Source organism: Stenotrophomonas sp. YJH_SMC_120, from assembly GCF_059368675.1.
Map to the genome: position 1 here is coordinate 305480 of NZ_JCAFRY010000001.1, position 14224 is coordinate 319703.

Annotated in this window: 8 protein-coding genes and 1 pseudogene; 3 read left to right on the plus strand and 6 right to left on the minus strand. The window is 68.5% G+C overall.

All coding sequences use genetic code 11. The features are described 5' to 3' along the window. Position 1 precedes the first annotated feature (1 nt). The 3 genes from AC5P60_RS01690 to AC5P60_RS01700 all read right to left on the minus strand — a co-directional run bounded on the left by AC5P60_RS01690 (position 2) and on the right by AC5P60_RS01700 (position 5350). Positions 2-3028: a two-component regulator propeller domain-containing protein gene (locus tag AC5P60_RS01690; protein WP_483692883.1), complete on the minus strand. Its 3027-nt coding sequence runs from the start codon at positions 3026-3028 to the stop codon at positions 2-4. A 177-nt stretch (positions 3029-3205) separates the two neighbouring features. Beyond that, complete coding sequence (locus AC5P60_RS01695) at positions 3206-4615, minus strand: ATP-binding protein (protein WP_005408780.1); 1410 nt, start codon at positions 4613-4615, stop codon at positions 3206-3208. A gap of 6 nt (positions 4616-4621) precedes the next feature. Continuing rightward, entirely contained in the window at positions 4622-5350 is a 729-nt protein-coding gene (locus AC5P60_RS01700) for a response regulator (protein WP_005408779.1), read from the minus strand. A 204-nt stretch (positions 5351-5554) separates the two neighbouring features. Here AC5P60_RS01700 and AC5P60_RS01705 point away from each other — a divergent pair, with 204 nt between their 5' ends. The 3 genes from AC5P60_RS01705 to AC5P60_RS01715 are packed head-to-tail and all read left to right on the plus strand — an operon-like array spanning position 5555 to position 10190. Further along, positions 5555-6799 carry an efflux RND transporter periplasmic adaptor subunit gene (locus tag AC5P60_RS01705; RefSeq protein WP_483692884.1) on the plus strand — a complete coding sequence of 415 codons (1245 nt, stop codon included), beginning with the start codon at positions 5555-5557 and terminating at the stop codon, positions 6797-6799. Further along, on the plus strand, positions 6796-8754 hold the full coding sequence (locus AC5P60_RS01710) for a MacB family efflux pump subunit (protein WP_005408777.1): 1959 nt from the start codon (positions 6796-6798) through the stop codon (positions 8752-8754). Before AC5P60_RS01705 ends, AC5P60_RS01710 begins: the two co-directional genes overlap by 4 nt. Next, positions 8751-10190, plus strand: coding sequence for an efflux transporter outer membrane subunit (locus AC5P60_RS01715; RefSeq protein ID WP_483692885.1), 1440 nt, complete (start codon positions 8751-8753; stop codon positions 10188-10190). The genes AC5P60_RS01710 and AC5P60_RS01715 overlap by 4 nt, the downstream gene beginning before the upstream one ends. A 127-nt stretch (positions 10191-10317) precedes the next feature. Here the strand turns inward: AC5P60_RS01715 and rlmB are convergent, their stop codons facing one another. The 3 genes and pseudogenes from rlmB to rnr form a co-directional block, all read right to left on the minus strand. Then, positions 10318-11061, minus strand: a complete 744-nt coding sequence (gene rlmB, locus AC5P60_RS01720; RefSeq protein ID WP_005408775.1) for a 23S rRNA (guanosine(2251)-2'-O)-methyltransferase RlmB — start codon at positions 11059-11061, stop codon at positions 10318-10320. 152 nt (positions 11062-11213) lie between these two features. Next, a complete protein-coding gene (locus AC5P60_RS01725) occupies positions 11214-11696 on the minus strand; it encodes a GFA family protein (protein WP_033834106.1) in 483 nt (160 codons plus the stop codon). A gap of 94 nt (positions 11697-11790) precedes the next feature. Next, positions 11791-14019 (minus strand): annotated as a pseudogene (gene rnr, locus AC5P60_RS01730) (ribonuclease R); the annotation flags it as partial. Between the last annotated feature and the right edge of the window lie 205 nt (positions 14020-14224).

Consider the following 14224-nt stretch of genomic DNA (forward strand, 5'->3'; position numbering starts at 1 on the left):
ATCAACCAATACTCGTACGATCGCGGCCGTCGCTCTTGGCGCGGTACAGCGCGCGGTCGGCGCGCTGGTACAGCAGCGCCGGGGTGCGGTCATCGGCATCCAGTTCCACCAGGCCTGCGCTGAAGGTCACGCGCAGGCCCGCTACTCCGGCCCAGTCGGGGTGGTCATGGAACAGGCCACGCAGGCGCGCGCACAGCTGCGCGGCTTCTTCCAGGCGGGTGTCGTTGAGCAGCAGCGCGAACTCCTCGCCACCGGTGCGCGCGGGCAGGTCCGAGTCGCGGCAGGCCGCGGCGATCAGTCGGGCCACCTGCACCAGCACAGCATCGCCGATGCTGTGGCTGTGCCGGTCGTTGACGTCCTTGAAGTGGTCGATGTCCAGCACCACCAGGCACAGCGGGTGGCCGCTGCGCTGTGAGCGGGCGAAGTCGCGCGCCAGCGTTTCGTCGAAGGCACGGCGATTGGCCAGCCCGGTCAGCGCATCCTCGCGCGCCTGCCGCTCGAAGGCCTCGGCCTGCCGTGCAAGGCGCTCGGCCAGTTCGGTCTTTTCCTGGTTCAGCGCCTGCAGGTGCACGGTCTTGGCCTGCAGGTCGAAGGTTGCCTCGTCCACGCGCCGTGCCAGGCGCAGGTTGCTGGCCTTCAGCTGCTGCAGCAGCAGGCGGTACAGCACAACCAGCCCGGCCAGCAGCAGCAGCCCGCCCAGCATCTGCACGCTGCGGCGCTGCCACCAGAACGGCTCCACCGTGAAGCTCCACACGGCTTCCTGCTGGCCCCAGGCCCCGCCCGGATGCGCCGCCGACACGTGCAGAGTGTAGTCACCCGGAGGCAGGCCGACGAACTCGACGCTGCGCTGCGGGCCGCGCTCGACCCAGCCGGTGTCCAGGCCATCCAGCCGCGTGCGATATCGGATCCGGTCCGACATCAGGTAGCTCAGGCCCACATAGCTCACCGCCAGACGTCGGCCGCCGGGAATGTAGTTGCGATCCGGGCCCTCCCAATGCACGGGTGCGCCATCCACCTGCACGCTCTCGATCGCTGCAGGCGGTGATGGGCGCTCGCGGAAGCGCTGCAGGCGTTGCGGGTCGACGGTGCTGAGGCCTCCGGCGGTGACCACCCAGAACGTGCCGTCCTGGCGCAGGATGGCCGATGGCCCGGAGCTGCCGTTGGCCTGCGCGTTGGCCATGCCGTCGATCTCGTTGTAGCGCTCCACCACTACGCGCGGTGCACGACCATCGGCCACGGCGTTGAGGGTGGCCATGTCGGTGCGCAGCACGCCGCGGTTGCTGCTGATCCACACATTGCCCAAACGGTCCGGCACCAGCTGGAACACCGCATCCACCGGCATGCCCTGCTCAAGACCGACGCGTGCCAGTTTTCCGTCGAGCCAACGGTACAGGCCGCGGTCGCTGCTGATCCACATCGCATCGCCCAGCTGATGGAAGCCGAACACGCTGCGGCCCCCGCCCATCGGTGTCAGGTCGATCGACTGCACGTAGTCGCCACGCAGCACGCGGATTCCCTCGATGGTGCCGATCCACAGGTTGCCCTGATGATCGTGCTCAAGCGCGGTGATCAGGCCACTGGGCATGCCCACAACGTTTGATACCTGCACGCGGTCGCCGTCGATGCGGACTACGCCCTTCTGCGTGCCTGCCCAGACCACGCCCTGCGGGTCCACGCTGATCGCGCGGATGTTGCCGCCCGGCATGCCATCGGCGGCGGCATAGTTGTGCCGCAGCCGGCCATCGCGGCCAAGACGGTAGACACCATCGCCGAACGTTCCGACCCACAGGTCACCGTCCGGGCCCTGCGCCAGGCTGAGCACCGAAGGTGCCTTGCCGCCGCGGTTGTGCAGCGCCATTGCGCGGAAGCGGCCATCGGGTGTCTGCAGATCGAGACCACTGGCACTACCGACCCACAACTGGCGGTCGCGGTCCTCCAGCACCGTGCGCACATAGTCGCCACTGAGGCCATCGCGCTCGGTGTAGCTGCTGAACAGTGTTTCGCGCAGGCGGTACAGGCCACCGTTGGCCCCCACCCAGATGCTGCCTTCGGCATCCTCGCGCAGGCTGACAACGCGCCCGCCCGGCAGGTTCAGGCCGGCCGGCAACCGCTCCAGCCCATGCGCCGAGATCCGCAGCAGGCCCTGGTTCTCGGTTCCCAGCCACAGGTCGCCGTGCCGGTCCTGCAGCATCGAGGTCATGTGCAGCTGGCCCGGCAGGCGGTGCACCAGCACCAGCTGGTCGTCCTCTACGCGGTACAGGCGCTCGCCGGCGACGATCCACAGCGCGCCATCCGGAGCCCGGTACGGCCATGACAGGCCGGTGCCGGCACCCAGACCCCACGCCGCGGGTGCGCGCTTGAGCACGCCGTCGTTGTCGCGCAGCACCAGCCCGTCCAGCGTGCCAACCCAGACCCGGTCCTGCGCATCGACCACCAGCTTGGTGAAGCTCATCGCCATCGGCAGGTCGGCCGCCGGTGCCTGGTAGACGATGCCCTTGTCCGGGGTCAGATAGCCGATGCCCTTGCCTTCGTACAGCAGCCACAGGCGCCCCTGGCTGTCCATCTGCATGGACTGGATCAGCACCTGCGGGGTGTCGGCCTGATGCTCCCAGACCCGCCACTGGCCGTCGTTGCCGCGATGGCTGACATTGCCGCGCGAATCACTGATCCACAGACCTCCCTGCCGATCGACCAGCAGTGCGCCGATGCCGTTGTCGCGCAGCCCCGGGCGGGTGCTGCGGTCGAACACGGTGAAATCCAGGCCGTTGTAGCGGACCAGGCCTTCCCAGGTGGCAAACCACAGGTGCCCCTCGGGGGTCTGCGCGATATCGCGCAGGGAGTTGTGCGGCAGGCCATTGCGCGAGGTCCACACGTCGATGGCGTAGTCGCGCAGCGGCGGCGCGCCCTCCTGCGCGGCCAGCGGCAGCGCCAGCGCCAGCAACAGCCACAGCAGACCGCGCTGCAGTGCCTGCCTGGCCTTCGAAACGCGGCGCTCCACCCAGCACCCGTTGTCCCCTGACCTGCCCATCAGCTCGGCGGCAGTGGCCGGTAGCGGCTGCAGGGCATGACAGCAAGCGGGAACGACCGGGCAACGCGGAACGGCGTGCCGTCAGGAACGGGCTGACTCATCGGGGAGAAACTGGGGAGATGCGCAGATGATAGGCCAAACCCTGGCCCCGGCGTCATCGCGTGCGTCCGGCGGGGCTCAGCCGGGCCGGCCAGGCGGCACCACCTGCGCACTGGCCGGCCACTGCACCACCGCCTCCAGACCGCCCTCGGCACGGTTGCGCAGCCACAGCCGCGCGCCATCCTTCTCGGCCAGGGCGCGCGCGATGGTCAGGCCCAGCCCGGCGCCGCCGGTTTCCCGCGAACGCGAGGTTTCCACCCGCACGAACGGGTCGAACACGGCCTCCAGCTGGTCTTCCGCCAGGCCCGGGCCATCGTCGGACACCATCGCCGTGATCGTGCCGCCGCTGCGTTCCACCCGCACGCGCACGCGGTGGGCATACATCACGGCGTTATCCACCAGGTTGGAGAACAGCCGGTGCATGGCCAGCGGGCGCAACATCAGCACCGCACCGGTGCCGCCCTCGAAGACCACGTCGGCACCGCCCTCGGCGGCGTCTTCCACGATGCTTTCCAGCAGCGAATCCAGATCCAGCGCGGCGCGCTGCTCGGCGCTCTCGGCACTGCGGGCCAGCTCCAGGCCTTCGCGCACCAGTGCCTGCATCGCCGCCAGATCGCCGATCAGGCGCTCGCGCAGCACCTCGTCGCTGACGTTCTCCAGGCGCAGGCGCAGGCGGGTCAACGGGGTCTGCAGGTCATGGGTGATCGCCGCCAGCATCTGCGTGCGTTCGGCCAGGTGCCGCTGCAGGCGGTGCTGCATGGCATTGAAGGCCTCGGCGGCGCGCTGCACCTCGCGCGGCCCGCGCAACGGCAGTGGATCGCGCTGCAGATCGTCGCCGAGATCCTCCGCGGCTGCCGCCAGCTCCTGCAGCGGCGCACTGGCCATGCGCGCGACGATGTAGGCCAGCACCGCGATGGCCAGCACCAGCAGGGTCAGGAACCACGGGTCCACGGCCAGAATGCCGTTGTGGGCCACCGCCGGCGAATCCAGCGCCAGCTTCAACAGCGTACCGTCGTTGAGCGTCACATCGACCGCGCGGCACTTGGGCGGAATGAAGGCCGGATCGCGCTCACGCGGATGCCGCCGGTGCCCCGGCGGCGGTGGCGGCAGCAGATCCTGCAGCTTGGGAATGCAGGAACGGAACGAGGTGAAGTGCACATGCGCGCGCGACACCGGGCCGGGCCGGTCATCCAGGACTTCCATCAGTGCGGTATCCGCCCGCCCCAGGCGCGCGCCGGGCTGCAGCGCACGCACGCTGGGCCCACCGATCTCAAGCAGTCGCTCGCGCAGTTCTGGATTGCCATCGAGCAGGTTGACGTAGCCCTGCAGGCGGTCGGCGATGCGGTTCAGGTTCTGCCGCTCGAACTCCTGCTGGCGTTTGGAGGTGGCCAGCATGGTCGCGCCGATCGCAGCCACGCTCATGCCCAACAGCAGGATCACGAACAACCGCCCGACCATCGAGGACAGGAAATGGCGCAGGCGCTTCATGACGGCTTATTCCAGGTTCACCGAGGAGGCCAGCACGTAGCCTTCGTTGCGCACGGTCTTGATCAGGCCATCCGGCCCACCGTCATCGCCCAGCTTGTTGCGCAGGCGGCTGACCTGCAGGTCGATCGCGCGATCCTGCGCCTCGTAGTTGCGGCCGCTGCTGAGCGCGACCAGCTGTTCGCGCGACAGCACCTTGTTGGCATGGGCGATGAACACGCGCAGCAGGCGGAACTCGGCACCGGACAGCACCACCACGCGATCATCCGGATCGACCAGGTGGCGATGCTCCAGATCGAACACCCAGCGCGAGAAACGCGCACGGCGCACCGCCAGCGGCTCCAGGTTGGCCGGCAGCGCCTCGGTCCGGCGCAGCACGTTGCGGATGCGCGCCAGCAGCTCGCGCGGTTCGAACGGCTTGGCCAGGTAGTCGTCGGCGCCCATTTCCAGGCCGAGCACGCGGTCGATCGGCTCGGCGCGCGCGGTCAGCATGATCACCGGGGTGTTCGAGCGCGCACGCAGGTCGCGGCACAGGGTCAGGCCATCCTCGCGCGGCAGGTTGAGGTCGAGCACGATCAGGTCCACGTGCTCGCGGTCCAGCAGCTGGCGCATGGCGGTGCCATCGGCGGCGGTGCTCACCTGGTAACCGGCACGGCCGAGCTGCTCGGCCAGCAGGGTGCGGATGTCGTTGTCGTCGTCGACGATCAGCAGTCGATGCATCGTGTTTTCAGTCTCCATGTCGCGATCATCCCGTGTCGGCAGCTGAACCGCATCCGGGGCAATGCGTACCAGTGTATCCAGCCATGAGCGGGATACCTGTGGTTACGCGTATTCACCGACAGTGTTACATAGAGACATACCCCGAGGATTGAGCCGCCTGTCGCCCGGTCTTCACAATGCCCACCAACGCCGCCGCCGCGGCCCCGAGAGTGAAGCCACGACGTGACGTTCCGCCTGTTGCCCGCGACCCGCCGTGGTCGCCTGATACTGATCGCCCTGCTCGCCCTCATCGTGGCCGTCGCCGCCTGGTGGCTGCTGCGCAAACCCGCCGCCCCGGCGGTGGCGACCACGCCGGTCAGCCGCGGCGACATCGAGCAGACCGTGGAAGCCACCGGTGTGATCGACGCCTACAAGCTGGTCAGCGTGGGTGCCCAGGCCTCGGGCCAGATCAAGTCGCTGAAGGTGCAGCTGGGCGACACCGTGAAGGAAGGCGACCTGATCGCCGAGATCGACGCCACCACCCAGCAGAACCAGGTGCTCAACGCGCAGGCTTCGCTGGACCAGGTCACCGCCCAGCGTGCCGTGCAGCAGGCCACCCTGCGCCAGGCCGAACTGGAGTTCGCGCGCCAGCAGCAGATGCTGGCCGCCGAAGCCACCTCGCGCCAGGAATACGATGCCGCCGAGGCACAGCTGAAGACCGCCCGCGCCCAGCTGCAGTCCTACGAGGCGCAGATCAAGGGCCGCGAAACCGAACTGGGCACCGCCCGTGCCAACCTGGCCTACACCCGCATCACCGCGCCGATGGATGGCACCGTGGTGGCGGTGGTGGCCGAGGAAGGCCGCACCGTGAACGCCAACCAGACCGCGCCCACCATCGTGATGCTGGCGCGGCTGGACGTGGTCACGGTCAACGCCGAGATCTCCGAGGCCGACGTGGTCAAGATCAAGGCCGGCATGCCGGTGTACTTCACCACCCTGGGTGACCCCGACCGCAAGTACCACGCCACGCTGCGCCAGATCAATCCGGCGCCGGCCTCGATCGCCAACGAGAACTCGTCCAGCTCCAGCAGTTCGTCCAGCTCCAGTTCCAGCAGCGCGGTCTACTACAACGCGCTGTTCGACGTGGAGAACCCGGACGGCACCCTGCGCATCGACATGACCGCGCAGGTCTCGGTACTGCTCAAGCAGGCCAAGGACGTGCTGATGGTGCCGGCGGTGGCGCTGGGACCGAAGCGCCGCGGCGACGAGCGCATGGTGCGGGTGCTGGACGACAAGGGCCAGCCGCAACCGCGCAAGGTCACCGTGGGCATCAACAACGGCGCCTCGGCCGAAATCCTGTCCGGGCTGAAGGAAGGCGAACGCGTGGTGGTGGGCGAAGCCGGTGCGGCCGGTGCCAGCGCCGGCGGCGGCAACCGCGGCGGCATGCAGATGCGGGTCGGCGGCCCGGGCATGGGTCCGCGCCGATGAGCACGAAGGCGCCGCTGCTGCGCCTGCGCGACCTGCGACGCGAATTCCCGGCTGGCGATGATGTGATCGCCGTCCTGCGCGACGTCAACCTGGATATCCACGCCGGCGAGATGGTGGCGATCGTCGGCCAGTCCGGCTCGGGCAAGTCGACGCTGATGAACATCCTCGGCTGCCTCGATCGCCCCACCCGTGGCAGCTACCAGGTGGCCGGCCGCGAAACCGGCAGGATGGCGCCGGATGAACTGGCCGAACTGCGCCGCGAGCATTTCGGCTTCATCTTCCAGCGCTACCACCTGCTGGGCGACCTGGATGCGCGCGGCAACGTGGAGGTACCGGCCGTGTATGCCGGCAGCCCGGGCGCAGTGCGCAACGCGCGTGCCGAGCAGCTGCTGCAGCGGCTGGGCCTGGGCGACCGCATGCACCACAAGCCGGGCCAGCTGTCCGGTGGCCAGCAGCAGCGCGTGTCGATCGCACGTGCGCTGATGAACGGCGGCGAGGTGATCCTGGCCGACGAACCGACCGGCGCGCTCGACACGAAATCCGGCGAGGAAGTGATGGCGATCCTCGGCGAGCTGCACGCCGAAGGCCACACCATCATCATCGTCACCCACGACATGAGCGTGGCCGAACACGCGCAGCGCATCATCGAAATCCGCGATGGCGAGATCATCGCCGACCGCACCAATCCGAACGCACCGACCTACCGCGCGCAGCGCGAGGCCAGCACCGGCGTGGCCCGCGGCAACAGCTGGCGGGCAGCCCGTGACCGCTTCACCGAAGCGTTCCGCATGGCCCTGCTGGCGATGAACGCACATCGGCTGCGCACCTTCCTGACCATGCTCGGCATCATCATCGGCATCGCCTCGGTGGTCTCGGTGGTGGCGCTGGGCAATGGCTCGCAGCAGCAGATCCTGCAGAACATCAGCGCGCTCGGCACCAACACCATCGACGTCTATCCCGGCCGTGGTTTCGGTGACATGCGCTCGGCGCGGGTACAGACGCTCAAGGCCAGCGATGCCGATGCACTGGCAAAGCAGAGCTACGTGGACAGCGCCACCCCCAGCGTGTCGACCTCGGTCACCGCGCGTTACCGCAACCAGTCCTCCACCGCCCAGGTCAGTGGCGTCGGCGAGCAGTTCTTCCGGGTCAAGGGCGTGACCCTGCTCAGCGGCAGCTTCTTCGATACCGACGCGGTGAAGGGCCTCGGCCAGGTGGCGGTGATCGACGAGAACACCCAGACCCAGTTCTTCCCCGATGTAGATCCGGTCGGCCAGGTGATCCTGCTCGGCAACGTACCGGCACGCGTGGTCGGCGTGGCCAAGCGCCAGAGCTTCGGCTTTGGTGGCAGCACCAGCCTCAGCGTGTGGGTGCCCTACACCACGGTGATGTCGCGCATGCTCGGCCAGAGCCACGTTTCCAGCATCACCGTGCGCGTGGACGACGACACGCCGATGGATGCGGCGCAGGAAGCGATCACCCGCCTGCTGACCCTGCGCCACGGCACCGAGGACTTCTTCCTCAGCAACAGCGCAGAGATCCGCCAGACCATCGAGCAGACCACGCGCACGATGACCCTGCTGATCGGCGCCATCGCCGCCATCGCGCTGCTGGTCGGCGGCATCGGCGTGATGAACATCATGCTGGTCTCGGTGACCGAGCGCACCCGCGAAATCGGCGTACGCATGGCGGTGGGGGCACGGCAGAGTGACATCCGCCAGCAGTTCCTGATCGAAGCGGTGCTGGTGTGCCTGCTCGGTGGTCTGCTCGGCATCGGCCTGGCCCTGCTGCTGGGCTCGATGATCGGCCGTTTCGCCAGTGACTTCCAGGTGCTGTTCTCCACCGCCTCGATCGTTGCCGCGTTCGCCTGCTCGACCCTGATCGGCGTGGCATTCGGCTTCCTGCCCGCGCGCAACGCCGCGCAGCTGGACCCGGTGGAGGCCCTGGCCCGCGAATGAAGATGATGACCCGACTGCCCTTCCCTGCTCCCTCGCGCCTGCTGCTGGTGGGCGCTGTTCTGCTCGCCCTCTCTGGCTGTGCATCAGTGGGCCGCTACCCGGTGCAGGCCCCCGACGTGGCGGCCAGCTACGGCCGTGGCGATGCCACCCTCAACGCACCGGCCGACGACCCGCGCAGCAGCCTGGATACACCGGGCCGCGACATCCGCCAGGACAGCTGGTGGACGGGCTTCGGCGATGAACGACTGAATCGCCTGGTGGCGCAGGCGCTGGCCGCCAACAGCGATCTGGCCGCCGCTGGCCTGGCCGTGCAGCGGTCGCGCCTGCAGGCCGGCCTGGCCAGCAATGCGCTGTGGCCGCAGCCTTCGTCGTCCGGCGTCAGCGGCAATGCCAGCCGCGCCACCGATCAGGCCGACGACTGGCGCCGCAGCTATTCCACCGGCGTCTCGCTGGGCTGGGAGGTCGATCTGTGGGGCCGTCTGCGTACCCAGCGCGACATCGCCCGCTGGGAAGCCGAGGCCAGCGAGGAAGACCGGCAGAACACCGCGCTGCTGGTGATCGGCGACACCATCACACAGTACTGGAACCTGGCCTATCTCAACCAGTCCATCGCCACCGGCCGGGCCAACCTGGAGCGGCTGGAGCGCACCCGCGACCTTGTGCAGGCCCGCTTCGACGCTGGTGCGGTATCGCGCCTGGAAGTGCGCCAGGCGCTGCAGAACCTGCAGTCGCAGCGTTCCTCGCAGAGCGCGCTGGAACAGCAGCGGGTGGAGGTGCGCAATGCACTGACCGTGCTGCTGGACGGCACGCCCTGGCCGCAGCAGGACGAACCGCAGGACCTGCTGGACGCACGCAGCCCGGGGATCAACGAAGGCCTGCCGGCCGACCTGCTCGGCCGCCGTCCCGACCTGCGCGCGGCCGAACTTCGCCTGCGCAACAGCCTGAAGACCATCAAGGTGACCGCTACCCAGTACTACCCGGCGCTGAGCCTGACCGGCAGCCTCGGCTCCAGTGCAACGTCGCTGGGTGACGTGCTGCGCAACCCGGTGGCCACGCTGGGCGCCGGCCTGTCGCTGCCGTTCCTCAACCTGCAGCGCGCGCAGCTGGATACCGACATCGCCGGCACCAGCTATCAGATCGCCGCGACCAATTTCCGCAAGACGCTGTACACCGCGCTGTCGGAAGTGGACAACGCGCTGTCGGCACGCGAGCAGCTGGCGCGCCAGGTGGCGGCCTCGCAGGCTTCGTATGACGAAGCGGTGGAAGTGGAGCGCGCGCAGGAAGTGCGCTACCGCGTAGGTGCCACCGACCTGCGCACCTGGCTGGAGGCCCAGCAGACCCGGCGTGATGCCGAGCTGTCGCTGGCGCGCGTGCGCCAGAGCCAGCTGAACAACGACGTCACCCTGTTCAAGGCACTGGGCGGCAGCGCGGGGTGAGGCGGCAAGAGCGCCAACCCAGGTTGGCGACTACCCGCTGGGTGTCGACCTTGGTCGACACGGCAACGGCCCGGTAGGTGTCGGCCTTGGTCGACACGGCACATGGAAAAGGGAACCGACCCCGAAATCAACCGCGCTGGCGCACGGCCTCGAACAGGCTGACGCCGGCGGCAACGGAGACGTTCAGGCTCTCGATCTCGCCCGGCATCGGGATCTTGACCAGGCCATCGCAGTTTTCGCGGGTCAGGCGGCGCAGGCCATCGGCCTCGCCACCCAGCACCAGGGCGATGTTGCCCTTCAGGTCCAGCTGGTACAGCGACGCAGTGGCTTCGCCGGCCAGGCCGTAGATCCACACGCCCTGCTTCTGCAGGTCCTTCAGGCAACGCGACAGGTTGGTCACCGCCACCACCGGGATCAGATCGGCGGCACCGGCCGAAGTCTTGCGCACGGTCGCGTTCACCGTGGCCGACTTGTCCTTGGGGATGATCACGGCAGTGGCGCCTGCGGCAGCCGCCGAGCGCAGGCAAGCGCCAAGGTTGTGCGGGTCCTGCACTTCGTCCAGCACCAGCAGCAGGGCCTTGCCCTCGGCTGCGGTGACCAGGCCTTCCAGCTCGTTCTCGCTGTAAGTGCGGGCGGCGGCATAGCGCGCGGCCACGCCCTGGTGGCGTACCGAACCGCCGACACCGTCCAGCGCCTGGCTGTTCACCTTGCGCACGTCGATGCCCTTGCGGCGGGCGTTTTCCTCGATCTCGGTCAGGCGCGGGTTCTTCGCACCGGCCTCGACCAGCACTTCGCGGACGTTCTCGGCGTCGTTCTCGATGGAGGAGGCGACGGCGTTGACGCCGACGATCCACTGGCTGTTCTTGCTCATGCGGGCGGGGACCGGAAAGGGGGTGGCTATGGTAGAGCATCGGCGGGCCGGGCGCTGCGGCGGGGCTCCTGTTGAGCCGAGCCTGCGCTCGCTGCCCGGGCTGAGGCCGCGGCGACCTGCCAACCGAGCCTGGGCCCGGCGCTACAGGGGCGTTACCGGCTGCGCGGCGGCCAGTGCGGCGTGTCGTGGTCCGGGTGCTGATGGGACACGATGGTGGCCAGGAACTCCAGCGCCGCGATGTCTTCCTCGGTACGACGGGCCGGCAGACCGGCCAACGTATCGACGAACGGCAGCTTGCGCTCCACCCCGTACTGGATGGTCGGCGGCAGGCGTTCCGGTTCGTCGAAGGCGCCGGCCGCCACCGCTACGCCGTCCGGCGCCTCGTAGCTCAGCGGCGTGCCGCAGTCGGCACAGAAGCCCCGGCGCACCACGTTGGAGGACTGGAAATAGCGAGGCTGGCCGCGGGTCCAGCTGAACTGCACGCCGCGCACCGACACCAGCGGTGCGTAGTAGGCACCGAAGGCCTTCTGGCACATCCGGCAATGACAGATCGAACTGTCGGTCAGCGCGCCACGCACCTGGAAGCGGATCGCGCCGCACTGGCAACCGCCACTGTATTCGGGTTGGCCTTGCATGCGATGTCTCCTGGTGGTGCCGGCCGCTGGCCGGCAACCCGTCGGTGCCGAGGGTGCCATGGATGCCGGCCAGCGGCCGGCACTACCACGGTCATCAGTATTTCTCTTTCTTCCGCTTGGCCGGCTTGCCACGCTCCGGCAGCGGCGGCAGGCCGTCGCCCTCGTCCTCGCCCTTGTGTTCGACCAGGCGGAAGTCGATCTTGCGCTCTTCCATGCTGGCCTTCAGGACCAGGATCCGCACGCGGTCACCCAGCCGGTAGCTGCTGCCGCGGCGCTCGCCGGTCAGCGTCTTGCGGGTCGCGTCGAACTTGTAATAGTCCTGCGGCAGCTGGGTCACGTGCACCAGGCCCTGCACCTTCGACTCATCCAGCTCCACGAACAGGCCGAAGCTGGTCACGCCGCTGATCACGCCATCGAACTGGCCACCCACGTGCTTTTCCATCCACGCCGCGCGGTAACGCTCGTCGACCTCGCGTTCGGCTTCATCGGCACGGCGCTCGCGCTCGGAGCACTGCAGCGCCAGCGCAGCCATTTCGCGCGCGTTGTAGGTGAACTTGTCCAGCGGCTTGCCGGACAGCGCGTGCTTGATCGCGCGGTGTACCAGCAGGTCGGGGTAACGGCGGATCGGCGAGGTGAAGTGCGCGTACGCCTCCAGTGCCAGGCCGAAATGACCGTGGTTTTCCGGGCTGTAGATCGCCAGGCTCTGGCTGCGCAGCAGCACCGATTCCAGCAGCGTGGCATCGGGGCGGTCGCGGATCTTCTTCAGCAGCTTGGTGTAATCGCCCGGGCGCACCTTCGACCACAGCGGCAGGCTCAGCTTGAACTCCTTGAGGAATTCCAGCAGGTCGGCGTACTTGGTTTCCGGCGGCTTCTCGTGGATGCGGTACGGGGCCGGCACATGGCGCGACAGCAGGTACTTCGCCGCCTCCACATTGGCCGCGATCATGCATTCCTCGATCAGCTTGTGCGCGTCATTGCGAACCAGCATGCCGGCCTGGGTCACTTCACCGCGGTTGTCCAGCACGAAGCGCACTTCGCTGCTTTCGAACTCGATGGCGCCACGCTTGGCACGCGCCTTGGACAGGACCTTGTACAGCTGGTGCAGGCGCTGCACCTGCGGCAGCAGGTCGCCCATCCAGGCCTTGGTATCGGCATCGTCCTCACCCACCGCCTTCCACACCTGGGTGTAGGTCAGGCGCGCATGCGAGTTCATCACCGCTTCGTAGAAGCGCGAATGCGTGACCAGACCGTCGCGGTCGATCTGCATGTCGCAGACGAAGCACATGCGGTCGACCTTCGGCATCAGCGAACAGATGCCGTTGGAGAGCGTCTCCGGCAGCATCGGCACCACGAAGCCCGGGAAGTACACCGAGGTGGCACGCTTCTGCGCCTCTTCGTCCAGTGGCGTGCCGGGCCGGACGTAGTTGGAGACATCGGCAATCGCCACCACCAGCCGGAAGCCATCGGCGTTCGGCTCGCAGTACACCGCGTCGTCGAAGTCCTTGGCATCCTCGCCATCGATGGTGACCAGCGGCATGCTACGCAGGTCGACGCGGTCGCCGATCATCGCCGGCTCGACCACCAGCGGCACCGAGGCGGCTTCGTCCAGCACTTCCTGCGGGAACTCGAACGGCAGTTCATGGCCGTGGATGGCGGTCTCCACCACCAGCGAGGCGGTCAGCTTGTCGCCGAGCACGGCGATGATGCGGCCGATCGGCGGGCGACGGCTGTCCGGCGCCTGGGTCAGTTCGCAGACCACCAGCTGGCCGTCGCGCGCACCACCGGTCTGGTCCGGCGGCACCTGCACGTTGCGCTGCACGCGCTTGTCGTCGGGCACCACGTAGTTGATGCCCATCTCGATGCTGAAGCGACCGATCAGGCGGGTCATGCCGCGCTCCAGCACGCGGGCGATGCTGCCTTCGCGGCGACCACGGTGGTCGATGCCGGTCACGCGGGCCAGCACCTTGTCGCCGTGCATGACCTTGCGCATTTCATACGGCGGCAGGAACAGGTCGTCGCCGCCCTCGACCGGGCGCAGGAAGCCGAACCCCTCCGGGTTGGCGATCACCACGCCGGTGACCAGGTTCAGGGTCTGGATCGGGGCGAAGCCCCCGCGGCGGTTCTGCACCAGCTGGCCGTCGCGGACCATGGCGCCGAGCCGGCGCGACAGTGCTTCGGCGCGGTCCGGGGCGGTCAGGCCCAGGCGTGCGCCCAGTTCCTCTGCCGTCTGCGGCCCTTCGCAACGCTCCAGCAGGGCCAGGATGGCTTCGCGGCTGGCGATGGGCTGTTCGTACTTCTCTGCTTCGCGGGCGGCATAGGGATCGTCGATCACCTTGCCGGTCGGCGGCAACTTGCGGCCCGGGGCCGGGCCCGGTGCGTCGCTGCTGCGGCCCTTGCGGCCACGCGGCGGTGCACCGCCTTCATTCAATTCAGGGAACCAGCCCGGCAACGGCTTGCCCGGCTTGGTGGCGCGGGCCGTGCCCGCCTTGGCGCCCTTCTTCGGGGCCTGGCTGCGGGAGATGCTCCCG

Coding starts and splice junctions, on each gene's coding strand:
- AC5P60_RS01690 (WP_483692883.1), bottom strand. CDS start 3,028: ATGGGCAGGTCAGGGGACAACGGGTGCTGGGTGGAGCGCCGCGTTTCG.
- AC5P60_RS01695 (WP_005408780.1), bottom strand. CDS start 4,615: ATGAAGCGCCTGCGCCATTTCCTGTCCTCGATGGTCGGGCGGTTGTTC.
- rlmB (WP_005408775.1), bottom strand. CDS start 11,061: ATGAGCAAGAACAGCCAGTGGATCGTCGGCGTCAACGCCGTCGCCTCC.
- AC5P60_RS01715 (WP_483692885.1), top strand. CDS start 8,751: ATGAAGATGATGACCCGACTGCCCTTCCCTGCTCCCTCGCGCCTGCTG.
- AC5P60_RS01710 (WP_005408777.1), top strand. CDS start 6,796: ATGAGCACGAAGGCGCCGCTGCTGCGCCTGCGCGACCTGCGACGCGAA.
- AC5P60_RS01725 (WP_033834106.1), bottom strand. CDS start 11,696: ATGCAAGGCCAACCCGAATACAGTGGCGGTTGCCAGTGCGGCGCGATC.
- AC5P60_RS01700 (WP_005408779.1), bottom strand. CDS start 5,350: ATGGAGACTGAAAACACGATGCATCGACTGCTGATCGTCGACGACGAC.